The sequence below is a fragment of the Gimesia benthica genome, assembly GCF_009720525.1.
GTDB classification, from domain to species: Bacteria; Planctomycetota; Planctomycetia; order Planctomycetales; family Planctomycetaceae; genus Gimesia; species Gimesia benthica.
The window spans coordinates 7836856-7858425 of the sequence record NZ_CP043930.1; the positions used below are offsets into that span (position 1 = coordinate 7836856).

Sequence of the window (21570 nt, forward strand, 5' to 3'; positions counted from 1 at the left end):
CTGTTTGAGCGTTGGTCTGTTTCTATTCTTACGGTTATTTGCACGAGTTCGGTGGCTCGATTATATCAGTTATTTCTGCCTGCGATTCAGTTTATATCGCCGATTCAGCAGACGGCTGCCATATTTTTCCATCGCGGATTCGCATTCGTTCTGCGTCACCGGCTTGCGGAATAATGATCGACCGTGGAAATAACCGGAAAGTAAAGCGGCACTGCCCCAGGCTTTTTCACTGGTTTCGAGTTGTGCCGTCGCTTCAGCAGGTGAGGGGAGGGGCGGCTGTTCCTGTACATATTCTACGTCAGATCCAGGCGTCAGGAGAGGTTGCCAGTCTGAGGTTTCATCAATCAGGATCTGCAGGAGCAGGTCAATCCGGTCGGAAAGGTCTGCTTCACCCGCGTCCGCCATGACGATAGTAGTCAATTGTTCCAGGTCGCTGAAGGACAACGTCCGCTGCTCCTGGTTTTCAAGTTGGGAATTGATCGTGTTATTCGTCGAGGGCTGCTGCTCTGAACTGGTGGGAGGATTGGACTGTTCCTCGGTGACATCGCTGGCTTTCCCGTTTCGGATATCGACATCCATCAGCAGACGTACCCGCTCTTCACCCGCTTCCTTCAGATAAATCTGGTAGCGGCCGTCAGGCAGTGTGCTGAACAGTTTCGGCAGGTTATCCAGGTCAGATTCCTGCAGCGGCACATCCTCAATCACATCGCCGTTAGGAGCCAGGATCCGCAGGAAGACCAGACGTTCTGCATTCCGATTGGCTTCATTGATCGCCGTTTCCAGCAATTGAGTTTCCCGCATGCTGAACACGGTCTGCTGGAGCGAAGAAGCATCCAGGATCACTTCCTGTTGTGGGAAGATCAGCTGTGGTACCTGGGGAGTCGTATCGATGGCGACTGTCGCCAGGCCCTCACCAGGCGTTTCCAGAACGTCGGCTTCGCTGGTGAAATCGAGAGTACCGTTCCCATCAGAGAAGGTAAACTGCTTATCCCCCTGCATGGTCACCAGGATCGGAATATCAGCGGCAGGGTTTCCCGCATCCGGGTTGGCGGTATAGGTATGCTCAAATACGAACGAACCAGGATCGGAGAAGTTGAACGTCTCCACTGTTCCATCACCCCAGTCGATGGTGATAAAGAAGTTCTGTTCGGTAAAGCGTCCGAAATCACCAGTGACCGTCGCCAGACCTGTGGGCTGAATCTGTGGTGTCAGAATATTCCGCAGATCAGGAGGCAGACCGGCAATTGCACCCGTTTCTGAATTCATTGTCATGTTGGCATCAATCAAGACACCACTGTCCCCGTGTCCCGAGAAGACCCCGGATCCCGCGACACTGTGATCGGAAGCGACCCCTGTATCGTTGATGGCCAGGAATCCAAAGCCTGCCTGGAGATCGATATTCCCGTTGCCGCCAAAAGCACGCACAGAGGCATTCAGGGTTAAATCTCCGGGCCCAGTCGATTCCAGGCCGATGTTACCACCCGAACCGTTGGTGACCGGGGAGTCGACTGTCAGGGGGCTGGCGTTCGAGACGAAGATGTCTCCGGCAACGCTTCCCGAATGAGTGATCCCCGCCAGTCCATCGACAGTTCCAATCGTCAGAAGTGCGCCTCCCAGATCATTATGAATCTGAACATGACCGGAATCGGTATTGTGTGCAGCCAGTAGGGAGACTGCCGTTTCCAGAGCATTCGCAGAGCCAGCGCCGGTCGCGCTGCGGATCACCAGTTCATCCGCGATGATGTCGCGGCCACCGGCATCACCGGCGTCCACAAGCCCGCCGTCTGTGGTAGTCAGGCGGGTCAGAGTGGTCGTCATCAACTGGCCAACGGTGATCGAATCCCCGGCCTGGAGATCGACAATCCCCAACCCGGCGTCAAAGACGGTTCCATCTGACATGGTAATACCGCCACCTCCGGTCCCGACAGAAGCGGAATCGGCCAGCAGCATGATTTTCCCATCTGAGGAACTCAAATCGCCCTCACTGCCAAAATTCAGACTGTGCTGTGCGGTCAGGTCAATCGTTCCACCAGCCGTGCTGAAGCCATCGTTGATTTCAACCGAGGAATTGACGCCTGTTGCTGTGACTTCAATGGTACCGATACCATCCGTTTCAACAACATTCAGCAGAACGCCGGGATTTTCGAACAACAGGGAACCATCCGCTTTCACGGTAATATCAGAATCCGTGGTAGAGATCTCTTCAAAGGACGCAGACTCTTGTCCCGTCTGTTCGTAGTTGATGTCACCGGTCCCCGTTGTCAGTTTCGTGACCCTCACTGATCCGGTCGCGGCCGAAGACACGTGGTGCAGGTCCAGATCGCCAGTGTTACTGTTGACTGATAAGGTTCCAGCAGAGACCTCGATCGGATCTGTATTACCAATTCCGTTGACCGCTTCCAGAGTGATTGAACCCGATGCCGCATTCAGATCGACTTCCGGAGCACCCTGGTCGTCAACCGCGTCATTGATCTCACCAGCGGAGGTGACGGCGATCGATCCCTCCAGGGCGACAAGATCACCGAGTAGAATGTTACCGAAGTTCAGCGTGGAAACATCAATGGCCGGTGTAGCGCCTCCGGCTGACATTGAGGTCAGCGTCAACGTATCACTCTGGGCGTCTCCCGTATTGGCGACCGTAATCGAACCGTCGACGGTTGTTGCCAGATCGATGGCCAGGGACTCATTACCGACCTGTTCCAGATTGATGTTGCCGGTGCCGGTAGTAATGCTGGTTGCAGTCACACCCGTTGTCGCGGTGTTGTGCAGCAGGACGTCGCCATTGGTCGAATCTGCTGAGAAGGTATCGACACTCATCTCAAGTGTGTCACCTGTGCCGATCCCTGTAACCGCATTCATATCCAGACTGGTGGCATGAATATTGAGTTCACCCGGTACACCATCGTTCTGGTCGATGATCGCTGCCTTGGAATCGAGCAGCACATTGTCAGAAATCGTTTCGATCAAGCCGTTGAGCAGGATGTTTCCTGTTGTGAAGACTTCAATATCTCCCGCTGTGGACTGGATCAGGTCGTGCACAATCAGGTCATCCGTCTCGATAATCCGGATTTCGCCCGCTGTCTGGTTGGTGACATTGATCTGATCGATGTGAGTTTCCAGATGGCCGTTCAGATCGGCCACTTTGCCGGCACCCAGGGACGCGATAATCGTGACCCGGGCTCCCGACTCATTGGCGATCAGATCTTCTCCCGTGCTGTCGCCGGCATCTACCAGGCTGGAGTCGGTATCGATCAGAATCGCAGAACTGGTGTTGTTGGCCGTGATGATCTGGCTGAGGACAATATCATCGCTGGCAACCAGGCTGACTGCCCCATCCCCGGCATTGATGAATGTTCCATCGGCCATGGTGATGCCACCAAACAGGCCTCCCGCTCCATTGTCTGCATCGGCGGTCAGGCTCACGGCCCCCGACGTGCTGGTCAGATTCGTCGTCCCGTTGAAGAGGATATCGTTGGCCGTTGAAATCGTGACCGAGCCGGTATCACTCAGCAGACTATGATTCAGAATCAGATCGGCGTCGGTATTCGTCGTTTCCAGGAACAGAGTACCGGTTCCCAGTGTCTGTACCAGGTCGCTGACAGTGATACTACCGGCAGAACTCAACGAAATGTTGGTGTCCGTTCCCCCGGTCAGGCTCAGGTTGTCTTCATTGAGGTCAACCAGTTCCAGGGCAGGGGAGTCGTTGTTGATGACGAAATCAGATCCGAGCACAGTACCGTCGAACTGCTGTGCGGTGATATTCACAGTCTCTGCGGAACCTGATTTGAACAGGATCGAGTTTACCGCATTAACGTCGATTGCTCCCCCACCAGCGTCGATAATATCCGGTGCGTCCAGCCGCAGATTTGCAGTCTGCAGACCAGTCGGAACAGTGATGGAAACATCGGAAATAAAGCTGATGGTATCCTGGGTGTTGCTGATACCGGTGGTCGTGGAAGCATCCAGAGCCCCGCCGGTCGCTCTGACATAAGTCGTGCCCGCGGTGCCTGTGCCCGCATCCAGATTGATCAGTTCCGGCGTAGTACCCGTGTTGTCAATCACGATCTGGTCACCACTGGTCAGGTCCAGGTGGCCCACGCTGGTCTGCAGGGGATCAAAGCCAGCTGCAGTGAAGACATTCGTAATACCTCCAATGTTGCGGCCAGCGACAATCGTCAGCAGGTCACCACTGGTCAGTTGACTGTCGGTGCTGTCTGAGTCGAGTACGTCCCGGTCGGCGTTCAATGTGATATCAGCCGTATTCTCAGCGGTCAGAGACGTCACCAGAATATCGCTGTCGACTCCGGTTGCCGTCAGAGTGATGCCATTGTTCAAGTCGGAAGATGAGTTGTTCGTGGAAGTAACATCCAGCACTTCAATGGTCCCGGCAGCGTTGACGATGATGAAACCGTCGAACGTCGTCAGTTGCGTCAACGTGATACCGTCCACTTCGTCGATGCGAAGGCCTCCGGCGTTGGTGTTCACGTCAGCCGTCACGCTGTTGACGTCCGTATCCACGTCAATCCCGTCCTGCGTACCACCGGCACTGCTGGATGACATGTTCAAGTCATCGGCGGTGATCCGGTTCGAGTCGGCCCCGTTGGTGTCGAGAATGCCGTCATCAGCAGTCAGCATGACGTCCGCCAGACCGGTCGCCGTGATGGTGGTGACCAGAATGTCGCTGTTGGTTCCGGTGGCATTGAGAGTGATGTCGTTATCGTCGCTGTTCGAGTTGTTCTGTGAAACGACCGAAGTTGCCGTAAGACTCGCCGTATTATTCACGGTGATCGCACCGTCAAATGTCGACAGGTCCAGTAACTCGACGGCGATCCCATTGTCAATCAGCAGATTGCCGACTCCCGAGACGGTCGCGGAAAGTGTGCTGATCTCTGTTTCCAGCGGATTTCCATCACCAATGCCAGTTACGGCGTTCAGAACGGCAGTGGAAGCGACGATGTCTGCATGGCTGTCGCCATTATCGCTGATCGCAGCCGACAGGGAATCAATATTGACCGTGCCCGTGGTCAGCAGGCCAGCCAGAAGCACGTCCCCGTCTGCAGTCAGGTTAATGGTTCCCGTGCCTGCATCAATCAGTGATCCGTCTGTCATCGTAATCGGATTGCCGTTACTGCCCGATGCATTGTCTGCGGTGAGAGTCACGGTGCCGGAGGTTGAATCGATCAGAGCGACACTACCCAGCAGCAGGTCATCTTCTGCAGTCAGGGTGACCGTTCCGGTATTACTTTTCAGTGTGGCATCCAGGTGAATTCCGCTGCCGGAGCCCGTCGATTCGCCCAGCAGTTCGATATTCCCGGTGCCCGAGGCCGAAACCACTGCGTCATTCGAAATCTCAATTCCGTCGTCACCGTTCGAAGTGCCGTTGATCGTGATCTGGCCGTTTTCATTGATCACGATACCGTTGGTCGTCGCGATCAGTGTTCCCTGTGAAGTTGTTCCACCGCCCGTTGATTCACCGGTGATGGAAATGGCTCCTGCCGTCGATTGAATCAGGCTGGTAATCTGAACCCCGTCCCGGTCTGCAGTCGTTGTTCCCAGAATGGTGATGTCCGCTGCATTAACACCCGCACCATTCGAGACAATCTTTGCCTGGTCGGAGAGCACAAAACCGGTACCATAATCCGTGGTTCCAGTGATTCCAATCGCGCCATCGGTTGACGTGATATTCGTGCCTGCACCATCAATCATGACGCCATGATTGTCGTTGATTCCCTCTCCCGCGGTTCCATTGATGGTGATCGTGCCGGCATCGATTCCGCTGGCTGAGGACGAAACGGTCGTTCCGGAATGCAGGAAGACCCCATGATGATCACTGGTCACGACATCCGCTCCGCCGAAGCCGGTAATCAGAATGTTACCTGTTCCGGTAGTCGAGATCGTCGCATTATCTGCCTCGACACCGATGAAATCGCCTGCGGTCAAGCCCCCGTCATTGGCCAGCAGTGTAATACCGCCGTTGACCGTTTTCAGGTTGCTGCCACTGTTTAGTTTGATATTCCGGTTCGATGTCAGCAGAATTGCACCGGTTCCCAGTGTGCTGATGGTCGTCGCGAGGTCGACAGTCAGAGTGTCTGTCGCATCCAGGGTGATAGAACCGGTGGCTGACTGCATGGTTTCCGTAACATTCAGCGTACCCGTGTTATGAATTACAATGTCCAGATCCGCGTCCAGACCATCCTGGGCAGTGATACCTCCAATCGTCAGGGCTCCCGTGTTGTCCAGGAAGAGGCCCCCCGTTCCCGCATCTGCTTCGAGGAAGGCAATCGCAGTGTCGATCGCATCCGCAAGCTGGCCAATACTCAGATTCGAATTCAGAACGAGCTGGCTGGCGGTCACGTTGTTGACGCCTGTGCTGTCGTTGTCTGTGATTGCCCCCAGGGTCGAAGTAATATCGACGCGGCCACCAGTCGTGGTAATACCGGAGAGAGCGATGTCCCCCGCAGCGGAGATTTGAATCTGTCCCCCCTGTGATTCGACCCGGCTGCCGGAAGCCATGGTGATACTGCCAACGTTCGAACCGTCATTGTCAGCGGTCAGGGTAATACTTCCGCTCGCCTGACTGAGAATGCTGGTTGTCGCCGACAGGGTGATATCATTGTCCGCCAGCAGCGTAATACTGCCGTCAGCGCTGGTCAGGTTTGTGTCCAGCTGAATATCGGAGGTTGTTCCTTTAGCCGTCAGCAGAATAGAACCGGCACCATTGACTGTCGAAGCGCCACCGGTGATCGACATCGTTCCGTTCGAAACATTTGCTTCCACGGAACCTCCACCGGTGCCAGCCGTTGTATCGAGGCTGGTATTCAGTGTGGTGAATCCGGTAACCGCATTGACGGTAATACTGCCTCCGTCTCCGGTGAGCAGAGAGCCATTGGAAAGATCGACCTGGCCGGCGGTGGAAGTAACAGCAATGTTCCCTCCCGCAGCAGCACCATTGGTGGTGTCGATTCCGCTGCCTGTCGAGATGACATCCCCGTCAGCCTGTACATTCACGCTGCCACCTTCACCGGTATTCACTCCATTGTCTTCCAGGGTGATACTGCCGGTGGCGTTAACTGTGATATCGCCCAAGGCGTTCACGCCATTATCTCGAGTGACCACATTCCCGTTATGGGCATCGATGGTGATTGCACTCGCGGTTCCGTTGGTGGTGGTCAGCGAACGCGTCAGCACGTTCGCACCATCAATGTCGATCGTTCCCGTACCGGCATCCAGGCTGGACCCGGATACCATTGTCACATTGCCGGTACCGGAGATGTCGGAATCCGCGGTTACCGTAACAGCCCCATCGGTGCTCACAGCATCTTTCAAGATGACATCTTCAGTAGAACTGATCTGGATTGTAATCCCGTTTCCACCAGTCAGTGTCTGGTCGAAGGTGATGTCGTCCACGGTAGTTGAGGTGAATACCACGGATGCTCCCAGCGAGACAATGTCGTGGAAGGTCTGTCCGCCGGTCGTGGTGATTGTGCCACCGTTGACTTCCGTCGTGCCATCCACATCGGTCGTCAGGCTCGTCAGGGCAGCGGAATTGCCGACCTGGTCATCAAAAATCGTGGCTCCGGCAGTGTTAATGTTGAGTGTGTGGGCACCGTTCAACGTCGATTTGAAATTGACAGATCCCGAGACTGAACTGGACAGAACCGTATTGGCCCCCAACAGCACGGCATCGTTGAATAGCTGACCGCCTTCGGTGGCAATGCTGCCCCCGTTGATAAACGTCGTCCCGTTAGCATCCGTCGTCAGGCTGACGAGTTCGTTTGTATCACCCACGGTCCCATTGAAGGTTGTGTCGCCATCCGTATTCAGTTCCAGCGTACGCGTACCATTCACACGCTGATTGAAGGTGATCGCTCCACTGCCAGTACTGGTAAGGACTGTATTCGCCCCCAGCTCGACATCATCATTAAAGATCTGATTACCGGTGGTCTCAATGCTTCCACCATTGATCTGTGTTGTTCCGTTTGTATTTGTAGTCAGGCTGATCAATGCGGCGGAGTTACCAACCTGGTCATCAAATATCGTTGTGCCGTCTGTATTGACATTGAGGGTATAAGCCCCGTTCAGAGTCTTAGCAAACTGGATTGTCCCGCTGGAGGAACTGGAGAGAACCGTATTTGCTCCCAGTTGAACCATGTCGTTATAGAACTGTCCACCTGAGGTTGCAACACTGCCTCCGTTGATGTTGGTCGTGCCGTCGGCATCGGTGGTCAGACTTGTCAGCTCATCGGTATTGCCCACAGTGCCATTGAAAGTCGTCACGCCAGCGGTATTTAATACCAGTGTAAATGCACCATTCAATGTTTGATCGAACGTAAGCGCTCCGTTGCTGGTACTGGTGAGGACAGTGTTCGCGCCCAGTTCAACATCGTCATTGAAAATCTGATCGCCGGTCGTTTCAATACTTCCGCCATTAATCTCTGTAGTGCCGCCGGCGTTAGTTGTCAGGCTCGCCAGCGCTACTGTGTTACCAACCAGGCTGTTGAATGTGGTCGTGCCTGTTGTGTTCAGGTTTAAGGACCAGGGGCCGTTGAGTGACTCCTGAAAAGTGAGGGCACCACTCGTGCTGCTGGTAAGTATTGTGTTTGCTCCCAGCTCTACAGCGTCATTAAAAATCTGCTCAAATGTGGTCTCAATACTCCCGCCGTTGATGTAAGTCGTTCCGTTGGCGTCCGTCGTCAGGCTGACAAGTTCGTTGGTGTCACCCACGGTGCCATTGAAGGTCGTGTTGCCATCAGTATTCAGTTGCAGCGTAAACGTGCCATTCACCCGCTGATTGAAGGTGATCGCTCCGCTGCCGGTGCTGGTGAGGACCGTATTCGCTCCCAGCTCGACATCGTCGTTAAAGATCTGGTCGCCAGTCGTGTTGATGCTGCCGCCATTAATCTGAGTGGTACCATTTGCATTTGTGGTCAGGCTGGTCAGGGCTGCGGAGTTGCCGACCTGGTTATCAAAGATCGTTGTGCCGTCGGTATTGACGTTGAGGGTGTAGGCTCCGTTGAGAGTCTCAACAAACTGGATCGTCCCGCTGGCTGAACTGGACAGAACGGTATTTGCTCCCAGTTGAACCATGTCGTTATAGAACTGCCCACCCGTGGTCGCAACACTGCCTCCATTGATGTTGGTTGTTCCGTTGGCATCGGTCGTCAGGCTTGTTAACGCGTCGTTGTTCCCTACGGTTCCATTGAATGTCGTATTTCCATCGGTATTCAGATTGAGTGTAAAGCTACCGTTGAGGGTATTATTGAAGGTTAAATCACCACTGCTTGTGCTGGTCAAAATCGTGTTGTCGCCCAGCTCTACCTGGTCATGGAAGATCTGATCACCGGTGGTCTCGATACTTCCACCGTTGATCTGGGTCGAACCACTGGCATCGGTGGTCAGGCTCGTCAGGGCAGCCGAATTACCGACCTGATCATCAAAAATCGTGGCTCCGGCAGTGTTAATGTTGAGTGTGTGGGCACCGTTCAACGTCGATTTGAAATTAATCGAACCCGAGGCTGAACTGGAGAGAATCGTATTGGCCCCCAAGAGTACGGCATCGTTGAATAGCTGACCGCCTTCGGTGGCAATGCTGCCCCCGTTGATAAATGTCGTTCCGTTGGCGTCCGTCGTCAGGCTGACGAGTTCGTTTGTATCACCCACGGTCCCGTTAAATGTGGTGTCTCCATTCGTATTCAGTTCCAGCGTGTGCGTACCATTCAACCGCTGGTTGAAGGTGATCGCTCCACTACCTGTACTGGTAAGGACTGTATTCGCCCCCAGCTCGACATCATCATTTAAAATCTGGTCGCCAGTCGTGTTGATACTGCCGCCATTGATCTGTGTTGTTCCGTTTGTATTTGTGGTCAGGCTGATCAATGCGGCGGAGTTACCAACCTGGTCATCAAACCTGGTCGTGCCGTCGGTATTGACGTTGAGGGTATAAGCCCCGTTCAGAGTCTTAGCAAACTGGATTGTTCCGCTGGCTGAACTGGAGAGAACCGTGTTTGCTCCCAGTTGAACCATGTCGTTATAGAACTGTCCACCTGAGGTCGCAACACTGCCTCCGTTGATGTTGGTCGTGCCGTCGGCATCGGTGGTCAGACTTGTCAGTTCATTAGTGTTACCCACAGTGCCATTGAAAGTCGTCACGCCAGTGGTATTCAATTCCAGTGTAAATGCACCATTCAGTGTCTGATCAAACGTAAGCGCTCCATTGCTGGTACTGGTGAGGACAGTGTTTGCTCCCAGTTCAACATCGTCATTGAAAATCTGATCACCGGTCGTTTTAATACTTCCGCCATTAATCTCTGTAGTGCCGCCGGCGTTAGTTGTCAGGCTCGCCAGCGCTGCTGTGTTACCAACCAGGCTGTTGAATGTGGTCGTGCCTGCTGTATTCAGGTTTAATGACCAGGGACCGTTTAACGACTCATGAAAGGTCAAGGCACCACTCGTGCTGCTGGTGAGCATTGTGTTTGCTCCCAGCTCTACAGCGTCATTGAATATCTGCTCAAATGTGGTCTCAATGCTCCCGCCGTTGATGGAAGTTGTTCCGTTGGCGTCCGTCGTCAGGCTGAGGAGTTCGTTAGTGTCTCCCACGGTGCCATTGAAGGTTGTGTTGCCGTCAGTATTCAGTTCCAGCGTATACGTGCCATTCAACCGCTGATTGAAGGTGATCGCTCCGCTGCCGGTGCTGGTGAGGACCGTATTCGCTCCCAGCTCGACATCATCGTTAAAGATTTGATCACCAGTCGTGTTGATGCTGCCGCCATTAATCTGAGTGGTACCATTTGCATTTGTGGTCAGGCTGGTCAGGGCTGCGGAGTTGCCGACCTGGTTATCAAAGATCGTTGTGCCGTCGGTATTGACGTTGAGGGTGTAGGCTCCGTTGAGAGTCTCAACAAACTGGATCGTCCCGCTGGCTGAACTGGACAGAACGGTATTTGCACCCAGTTGGACCATGTCGTTATAGAACTGCCCACCCGTGGTCGCAATACTGCCTCCATTGATGTTAGTTGTTCCGTTGGCATCGGTCGTCAGGCTTGTTAACGCGTCGTTGTTCCCCACGGTTCCATTGAATGTCGTATTTCCATCGGTATTCAGATTGAGTGTAAAGCTTCCGTTGAGGGTATTGTTGAAGGTTAAATCACCACTGCTTGTGCTGGTCAAAATCGTGTTGGCACCCAGTACGACCTGGTCATGGAAGATCTGATCACCGGTGGTCTCGATACTTCCACCGTTGATCTGGGTCGAGCCACTGGCATCGGTGGTCAGACTCGTCAGGGCAGCCGAATTACCGACCTGGTCATCAAAGATCGTAGATCCGGCAGTGTTAATGTTGAGTGTGTGGGCACCGTTCAACGTCGATTTGAAATTGACAGATCCCGAGGCTGAACTGGACAGAACCGTATTGGCCCCCAACAGCACGGCATCGTTGAATAGCTGACCGCCTTCGGTGGAAATGCTGCCCCCGTTGATAAATGTCGTCCCGTTAGCATCCGTGGTCAGGCTGGCCAGTTCGTTGGTGTCACCCACGGTCCCATTGAAGGTTGTGTCGCCATCCGTGTTAAGTTCCAGCGTATATGTGCCGTTTAACCGCTGATTGAAAGTGATGACCCCGCTGCCAGTGCTGGTGAGAATCGTATTTTCTCCCAGTTCTACGTCATCATTGAAGATCAGGTTTCCGGTGGCGTTGATGCTGCCACCATTGATCTGCGTAGTGCCTCCGGCGTCTGTTGTCAGACTGTTCAGAGCGGTATTGCTGCCGATGGCGCCATTAAAGATCGTTGAACCCGAGGTTTGAATTTCCAGATCAATCGCACCGTCGATGGTTCCATCGAATTGAATATCGCCTCCCCCGGAACTGATCAGGGTTGTATCTGTGACAAAGTTGACCGCGTCATGGTAGAGTTGGGATCCGGTTGTTGTGATGGTACCGCCGTTGAACGGTGTTCCAGTTGCACCCGACGAACTGATTTCGACAGAAGCGGCATTAATATTTGCCAGGATATTCACACTTTCGGCAGTCACGAAGAGATTACCAGTGCCCAGATCAACATCACTCTGGAAGATGACCGGATCGTCGGCTCCAGCCAGGATTGTCAGATCTGCATTAAACAGGCTGTCCAGAGTGTTGACCTCGATTGTATCGACTCCTGCAGAAGCCCCTACGCTACTGGTGCGAATCGTGATAGAACCGGTCGGATTCAGGAACTCCACTGATTCACTGAGAGTGGAATCGATGAATAAATAATTGTCCCCTGCCAGGCCGTTATCGGACAGAGATATCGTTTCATCAGCATCAGTAAAGTCAAACTCTCGATCAGCCACCAGCAGATTATCCAGAATGGGCTCCAGGCCGGTGAAGGCAATCGTTGTCGAACCATCCGTCATGCTGCTGTCGGAAATGGTGATGATGCCATCTTCCCCTTCCGCAGGCACGTTATCCGGCGTAAAGACATAACCAACCGAATCCGCTTCAAGAGATACACTGTGATTGAGTACCAGCGTATCCCCCAGAATGCCAGCGATTCCCAGCGAGTTACCATCGTTGTTCTGGGTGCCCCCATTGAAGGTGATGCCATCGGTGGGATTGAAGAACAGGTTGTCGGGCTGATTGACAATCAAGACATCGTCACCGCCCAGGCCGTTGAAGGTGATTGAGGTAATGTCAGTGATTGACACACTGGCCAGGACCAGTTCATTCGGACCGCCGAAGTCGCGTGTTAACACAAAGGTGGCAGTGTCTTCGCCGGTCAGCGTCAATACCAGTTGATCGTCTTCCCCCGTTCCGTAGACGACAATATCACCAGATCCGTAGATTCCTGGATAAACAGTAGGCAGGTTCTGGAAGGCTCCAATGTGAGGTATGCTGGTGTTTGTATCTGCCGCGAACTCCGAGGAACCATAGGCGGCCGAGGAACCAAAGCCGACAACGTATTGTGTTGCCAGAGAATCGGTAGGGATATAATTGGGATCGTTGGCATACGCAAACAGCGGGTCGCCAAACGTATTGGTCGAATCGAGGGGCACGTTCGAATCGAGGTCATTCCCGTTAAAGGCGTTGTAAGTCACATTTGCATTCAGAGGTGCAATAACACCAAAACCTTCAATCGGTGGCAGGGGAGGATTCGCCTGCAGGTACAGTGTGATATTAGTTCCACTGTCGCCGGAAACGATTTCGGTACCCGAAGGATCATCCAGGTTCCAGTGCGCGACCAGACGCGAGTCGCCGGTCATACTGGAAACGCCTGTGTTCATGATCGTTGTACGATCGGTAGAGTCCAGCACATCATTAAACCAGCCGATATCATCCATCAGACCATCAAAGAAGCGTCCGCTCCCCGGGTCCTGGCCGACATTCATTAAACCATTGACCGTGTCAGTAAAATGAGTGCTGTCAAAGCCGGAGAGGTTCTCATCGAACGAGGAGAGATAAGGTTGTTCCGAACCGTTGATGTAGATATGCATCTCCCCGGTATCGGCATCCCACGTATATTGGATGTTGGTCCAGACGCCGCCGTTGACCGACTGGCCTCCCGCCTGGATCGTGTAATCTCCGCCGTCCTGCGTGCGGCCATAGAACTGACCACCACTGTTGGTTCGATACTGGAACTCGAGCCCCCCGTTATCGGGGCCTTCGAAGAACTGGTTTCGTTTCCCGACATCATCCATCTTGACCCAGAAGTTCAACGTCCCTTTCCGACCCACATCGAATGAGGCATCCTGGAAGGTGGCGAAATCGTCGATGCCGTCAAATTCGAGGGCACCACCAAAGACACCTGCCGTTTCCTGGAATTCAGGTCCAAAAGGCACAATCCCATCAGTGACCAGATACATCTGAATGCCGCTCACATTGTCAACCGCGATGTCTCCTGAACTCTGATCGAAATCCCAGTGAGCAACCAGGCGTGCATCTCCGGACAGGGCACTGACGCCGGTCGTACGAATTGTATCCAGATCAGTCTGTCCGAGTGCCTGATCAAACCAGCCCACATCGTCCATCTTGCCGTCAAAGAAGCGGCTACTGTCACCCGGGTCGCGTCCGACGTTCATCATTTCATTGATGGTACTTACAGTCGCAGTCCACTGGGCAAGATTGGAATCGTATGTTCCACTCAGATAACCGACCTCGGCACCATTGATGTAGAGGTGCATTTCCGGATTGACACCGCCATTGAAATCCCAGGTGTACTGGATGTTCTGCCAGACTCCGGTCGTCCCGCCCGCACCACCATTTTGAATGATGTAGGTATTGCCGTTTCCGTCATTACGATTAGGGCTGCCGAAGAACTGACCACCACCGTTCGTGCGGTACTGGAACTCCATGCCCCCGTTATTCGGACCTTCAAAGAACTGGTTGCGGCGTCCCTGGTCATCCATGTTCACCCAGAAGCTGAGAGTGCCGGATTCTCCTACATCGAAGTTCGCCGACTGGAAGAGGCCGAAATCATCGACGCCGTCAAATTCCAGGGCACCGCCGAAGACGCCGCCCGTCGGATCCCAGGCGGGAATCGTAGCGGAAGGCTGTGGTCCTTCGTAGCTGAAACCATTGAAAATATTGTTGGTGATATTCACCGAATTCGCTGGTACCGCGAGAGATGGATCGAAATAGATTCCCCCGGGCTGTGCATAGATCCCGTTTGAGTTCGTCGTGGAGGAATCCTGCCAGTCGAATGTATTGTGATTGATGTCGATTCCGTCGGCCGTCATTCCCCGGTTGGTGATCGTGACCGTATAGTTCTGGTCGCCCGCTTCCTGGAAAGCACCCGCTTCGAGACCATTGCCGAAGTAGTTAAAGGAGATCTCACCACTGAAGGCATGGTTGTTGGGATCACCGAAGGTCCCCTGTGGTCCAATCGCGATGGGTCCCCAGCGGAAATGGTTTTCACGGAATTCATTCCTCGTAATCAGGAAGTTTTCACCGCTGCCTCCGTCCCCGTCACGGATCGCGGCGCGGCCGTAATTTCCTTCGAATATGGAGTCGGAGACCTCCAGGTTATTCGCTCCCTCAAAGACGACGGCACTACGATAGTTATCACCGAAAAGCAGATTGTTCAATGTAGTATTGTCTGCATTCGTGTAAACCACATAGCCTCGATAATCAGTGGCCGAGGTGTGCGTCTCCCAGCCCAACTGGGCACCCGAGATAGAAACGTTGTTCGCACTGATATTCACGGCGATGTCAAAAGTATTCGTCGGGGCTCCCGCCTTGCGGATTTCGACAACGTCTTTACCGGCTCCGATCAGTGAGACCGATTCATCAATTTCCAGTGTGCCCGTTGTATGATAGATACCGGCGGCAATGTTGATGATACCACCGGTACCTGCCACATCGACGGCATCCTGGATATCGGCATCTCCGGCTGATCCCAGTACATTCACGGTTGCAGCATCACCGGAGACAGTCGCTGCGACGAGGTCACCATCCAGGTCAACAGTGTCAGCGTTGAAGGCGATACTGGCTGCGGTCATCACCGTACCATTGGCAACGGTAATCGACTCGACATTCAGTTCCACGTTTTTCCCGGCGTCGAAAGTCAGACTGCCATTAACGTTCAGGGTGTCTGCTGCACCTTCTCCGTTGATCGTCAGTGAAGCGGTATAATCGCTAGCCAGTGAATTCAGTTCGATCTGGTCGGCGCCGTTGCCTGTATTGATCGTCAGCAGGCCATCCGGGTTGGTAAACGTCAGCAGTTCGCCGGCTGTCGAAGTGACGGTGGTCTGCCCACCGCCGGCATCGCTGATCGTAATGATTTCCGCGACCGCACTGTAATTCAGGGTCACGTTGGTCGTGTTGATCGTTGAGGTGATCGGTTCCAGGCCGCTGTAGGTGATGAAATCAGTGCCTGCACCATCAATGCGGATCGAACCGGAGTTGCTGTCAACAAAGAAATACTCAACAGAAGTGGTCGTCCCCAGCAGGTTCAGCACATCCCCCGGACTGGTCGAGTCCTGGCCTTCGCCATCGTAATCGACAGTGATCCCGGCCGCAGCGAGAGCAGCATCGATGGTCAGACTGTCATCGCCATCCCCGCCTTTCACTGTGATTGAAGTCGTACCTGAAAGAGCACTGGTGCCGATCAATGTTCCACCCAGACGGTATTCGATGTCCGAACCGTTGACCAGAATTTCAATGTCATCAGCGTTTGCAGTTCCCTGCAGTTCAATGTCGACGGCACCCGTAATCGTGAAGTTTTCAATTTCACTGTAAGTCACGGTGGGGAAGCTGCCGGTAACCGATCCTGAGCCGTCCCCATTGTTTGAGACGACTGCCGTTCCGGCTGCAGAAGTATCCACGTGAAGTTCATCACCCAGCGGGTTACTGATTGGGTCACCGCCGACAATGTTAAAGGCTTCCGCATTCGGTGTGACCTGGAAACTGTCGGCGGCACTGCCACCGGTCAGGTTCACAAAGTTACTGAAGGTCAGTGTGTTGGTGCTGTTATAAGTGTTGACGCCGTTCAGTGTCCAGGTGGCGGCGCTGTCGATACCCGTCAGAGTGTTACTGCCGCTGCCCCCGGTGAGGACGTCGATATTCGCGAAGCTGACGGACTTGGTAGATTCACTGCCATCGAAGCCGTCAATTCCCCCGAGTGCGCTGAGCGTGACGTTCAAATCGGAAGAATAGGTGTCGAGGTTCAAATGATCTTCGCCGTCTTCACCATCGATGGTTCCATTCAGCGTGGATCCATTATTACTGAAGCGGAAGACATCCGCGCCCTGACCACCCAGCAGGTCGAGCGTATGCGAACCGTTGATGTTGAACTGGTCAACATCATTGCCCCCCTGGAGGGTTTCAAAACTGGAGAAGGACAGGGAAGTCCCGCTGCCGTAGACGCTCGCCGGCTGAATCGACCATGTAGCGGCCGCGTTCTGTCCGGTCAGTTTGTCGGCAGCTCCTGATCCTGCTGCGATGTTGTTGATATTGTCAAACCCGCCACTGATCGACGCCTCGGTTCCCTGGAACCCGTCAAAGGTTCCGTTGGCCGTCAGAATCACGTCAATCGAAGAGGTCAGGGCACTGAAATCGATCTGGTCGGCACCCGCCTGACCGTCAATTGTTCCCGTCAGGGTTGCGCCATCGGCAAAAGCGAAGACATCGTTTCCGGAATTACCTGAGAGATTCAAAGACTGACTGCCGCTGATGTTGAACTCATCAACGTCGGTTCCTCCGGTCAGATTCTCAAAATCACTGAAGTTCAGCGTGTTTGATGCTGTGTACTTATTCGTGCCATCCAGCGACCAGACTGCAGACGCATTGATCCCTGCCAGGGCATCAGTATTACTGCTCCCCTGAATCGTGTCGATATTATCAAAATCAGCTACCGTGGAAGCTTCCACCCCTGTAAAGCCATCCGTTGATCCTGCTGCTGACAGAGCGAGATCGAGACTGAATGTGGACGCTGAATAGTCCAGGATGTCACCGCCGCCCAGGCCATCGATGCTGCCTGTGATCTGGCCACTACCGCTGAACTGGAATGTGTCGCTGCCTGTCGATCCAGCCAGGTGATTGAAACCATCAAAGTCAATCCCGGAGACCGATCCCTGGTTGACACCATTGATCAGGTAAGTGGTGCCTGCACTCAGTCCACTGATGGTATCCTGTGTGTCATCACCACTGAGGTTTTCGATCGTATTAAACAGATTCACGCCCGAGGCACTGCTGGTTTGCAGATCGACAGTCACAGCACTGGTCACAGCAGAGAAGTCAATGTGGTCCGTTCCGTCACCCCCGCTGAGGGTACCGGTAAGCTGTCCGCCATCCTGGAAGGTGAACGTGTCGGCCCCCGCGTTACCTGTCAGATTCTCCACGTTGCTGAAACTGACGGCGCCGGAGAGCAGGCTGCCGGAATTCAAACCATTGATGAGCCAGTCGGTCGTCTGGTCGGCACTGACCAGCGTATTCGATCCACCCGCACCATTAATGCTGATGCCGCTCGGTGGCAGAATGGTGTCGACGCTCATATCCAGCCGCACGGTATTATCGGATCCATTTCCGGTGATGATAATACTGGAGACTTTATCGAACTCATGTGAAGGCACGATCTCGTTGGAAGTGCCCGTTTCCAGGATGCGCAACTGACTGCCGTCCCGAATGATCGTAATGTCATTGCTGGACCAGTCGCCGGCAGTCACAACCATGCTTTCCACGAGGTCATTCAGGTTGATCGTCACAGTCGCGGTGGCGGTCGAACCCGCGTTGTCATCGACAATCACGTCCAGTGTGTAACTGGAATTGGTTTCGAAGTTGAGCAGACTCTGATCAGCAACAATGATCTGCCCCGTAGAGGTAATATCAAACGCGGCAGAACCTGTACCTCCCGCTTCGGTAAAGGTCAGTGTGTCTCCCGGTTGATCAGCATCGCTGGCAACTATCACCGCGCCGACCAATGTGCCGTTGGCTGCGTTCTCATCGACTTCGCGCGTCTGGTTGGCGATGACCGGAACATTGTCATTCAGCGGATTCAGATTGATAGTCACCGTCGCCGTATCGGTTGCATTCGCACCATCCGACACCAGAATGTCCAGAGTGAAGGACGTTGTTGTTTCGTAGTCGAGCAGGCTCTGGTCAGCAACGACAATCTGACCACTGGGAGAAATGTCAAACGCTGCAGCGCCACTGCCACCGACTTCTGTAAATGTCAACGTGTCATTTGGCAGATCATCATCTGAAGCAACGATTACAGCGCCGACAGAAGTTCCATTGGTTGAGTTCTCGTCGATACTCCTGATCTGATTGAGTACGACTGGAGCATTGTCATTAACTGGATTGAGATTAATCGTGATTGTTGCCGTATCGGTTGCACCGGCTCCATCAGTGACCAGGATATCCAGGTCGAAAGAGGTCGTGGTTTCGTAGTCAAGCAGACTCTGATCAGCGACTGTGACTTGACCGCTAGAAGAAATATCAAAAGCAGTCGCTCCTGTCCCGCCGGTTTTAGAGAAAGTCAGACTGTCATTCGGCAAGTCGTCATCACTGGCAGGGATTGCTGCTCCAACGTTGGTGCCATTGACCGTGTTTTCATCGACACTCAAAAGCTGATTGTTCACAATCGGAGTATTGTCGTTGACCGGATTGAGATTAATCGTAATTGTTGCCGTGTCGGTCGCCCCGGTATCATCGGTAACCAGAATCTCAAGTCCAAACGAAGTCGTTGTTTCATAATCCAGCTGATTGACATCGGCAACCGTAATCTCGCCGTCTGCACTGACGTTAAAGGCGGTTAGCCCCGATCCGCCCGTCAGGCTGAAAGTCAGGCTTCCTGGCGGTACGTTTGGGTCAGCAGCGACGATTGTTCCCACAGATGTCGTATTCGCTGTATTTTCATCAACGGAAAAGCTCTGATCACCTGCTGACGGCGGTGAATTGACCGTCAACACAACATCGTTGCCATCTCCGCCCTGATAAGTGATATAGACCTGGTTGCCGTTGAAATTGAATAAGGTCCCTTCGGCCAGTCCGGCGAAATTACCTGTGACTGCATCGACATCATCATTGTCAATCAGCAGGAACTGGTCACCGGCGGCGGCCGTGAAAGAACTGCTGATATTCAGTGTTGCTCCGGTCAGATCGACTTCACCGGTCACCTGGATCTGGTCGTACTCTGATCCAGCATTAGTTCCGTTGATTTCAATATTGAGATCCGCATCTGCGTCGAGTGTCAGGTCGCCCGTACTGAGAACTCCGGGACTGGAACCCGGTGCCAGAGCTGCATCGGCATTGATGGTCACGGGCGCTGAGATGCTGCCGGAACCACCCAGGGTGGCGCCGGTCGCGACGATCACTTCCGATGTCGCCAGGGTCCCCTCAACTTTGAGAACGCCGTCCTGCACGTTGGTGGCACCCGTAAACGAGCTGCTTCCGGAAAGAATGACTTCCCCCGCACCAGCGATCGTCAGGCTTCCGTCACCGGAGATGTCTCCAGCAAACGTGGCTGAGGTCGAAATCGCCTGATTCAGTGTCAGCGAACCGGCAGGACCTCCCAGCAGCACACTCCCCGTTCCGGTCAGCGACGTGAGTGAGACAGAGAACCCGTTCAGATCCAGCACGCTGGTTGCAGACGTCAGATCGATGCTGGATGTATTGGGAATCGCAGCTGACTGGGCCAGTTGCAGGGTACCGTCATTGACAGTGGTCGACCCGGTGTAGCCATTTAACGCATCCAGGATGACAGTTCCCGAACCGTTCTTGATGAGGTTGTTCCCGTTCAATTGAGCTTTCACACTGCCGGAGCGGAGATCCAGATCGGACTGGGACATCAAGACGCCCCCGGTTGCGATGACGGTACCATCTTCCAGTGTGAACTGTGCGACGGTTTCATCGAAGCTGCCCAGATCGAGTGTGGCGCCACCGGAAAGAGTCAGCGCGACACTGTCGTCGAGCAGGTCACTACCGGCGAGTTGATAGGTGTCACCAGCCTGACCAGACAGAATCAGATCGGTGGGGGCAAAGCTGGCGTCATAGGAATTGAGTTCAACAATCGACGCACCACCGGCAGTGGTGATTTGCAGGGAGTCTGCAGGAGAAGCGAAGGTAGTCAGTTCGAAGCTGCTGCTCAGGCTGCGAATCTGCATTTCTCCCGGCAGAGCGGCATTTTCCAGGATCGCATCGGTCGTGGCAGTGGGCAGGTTGATGACGATGTTGTTGGCCGTGTTACTTCCGCCAAACACCGGTTCCAGACCGGTATAGCTGATTTCCGTGATCGCATTTCCGCTGAAATCGACGGCACCAGCACCCGGACCTGTCAGATTGTGAGTAACGGTATCAAAGGTGCCCCCGAAGAATTCGAGCGCGTCGTTGCCTCCCAGACCACCGTCAAAAGAGATTGAAAGCTGAGTCAGCTGTGCATCGCCGTAATTGAGTGCGAGCAGATCGGTCTCACCATCGGCTCCCTGGATCTGGATCGAATTCAATCCGGACAGGGAAGTGGAAAACAGCAGGGCATTCGCGTTGTTTCGATCGAGAAGCTCGACGTCATTGCCATTGATTTGCACGGCAAACGAATCATCAGCGCCGATTTGATTCTGCAATAAGACATTCAACTGGTCTCCGACCCGGTCGTACTGTCCCTGGTAGGTGACCGTAGACTGGGTACTGAAGTCAGGAGCACCAGCGGTTCCAACCTGGATTTCAATGCCGATTTTCACATCGCCGGTAAAACCGGTCAGATCCAGGGAGTCGGGGATAATCAGGTCATTCTGGCCCAGGAATTGAATTGACTGTGATGTATCGACGCCCGTAACGAGAATGGAGTTAATTTGGGTGGCATCAAACTGCATGATGCTGTCGGGCAGGCCCAGGCCATCGTCGACCTGAATCGTGGCGCCGCCATCAACGACGGAGACGGTCGCTTCATCGTTGGCAGCATCAAGGTTAATCTGTAGAACATCGCTGGCAGCACCTGAGAGGCCAGCATCTACGTTCAAAACGATACGTTCTTCCAGACGCACCAGTTCCAGTCCTGCGTGACTGTCGGCGCGGAGCGAATTGAACTCGAGATTGGGGGCAGGAGGAGTCTTGCCGAGGCATCGATTCAGCCATTCTAAAAATCGCACGTTGAGATGCTCCTT

General features: G+C 53.8%; 1 protein-coding gene. It reads right to left on the minus strand.

Translation table 11 applies throughout. From position 1 onward, the window contains the following. Nucleotides 1-69: 69 nt before the first annotated feature. Complete coding sequence (locus F1728_RS30520) at nucleotides 70-21555, minus strand: cadherin domain-containing protein (protein ID WP_155367169.1); 21486 nt, start codon at nucleotides 21553-21555, stop codon at nucleotides 70-72. Nucleotides 21556-21570: the final 15 nt, after the last annotated feature.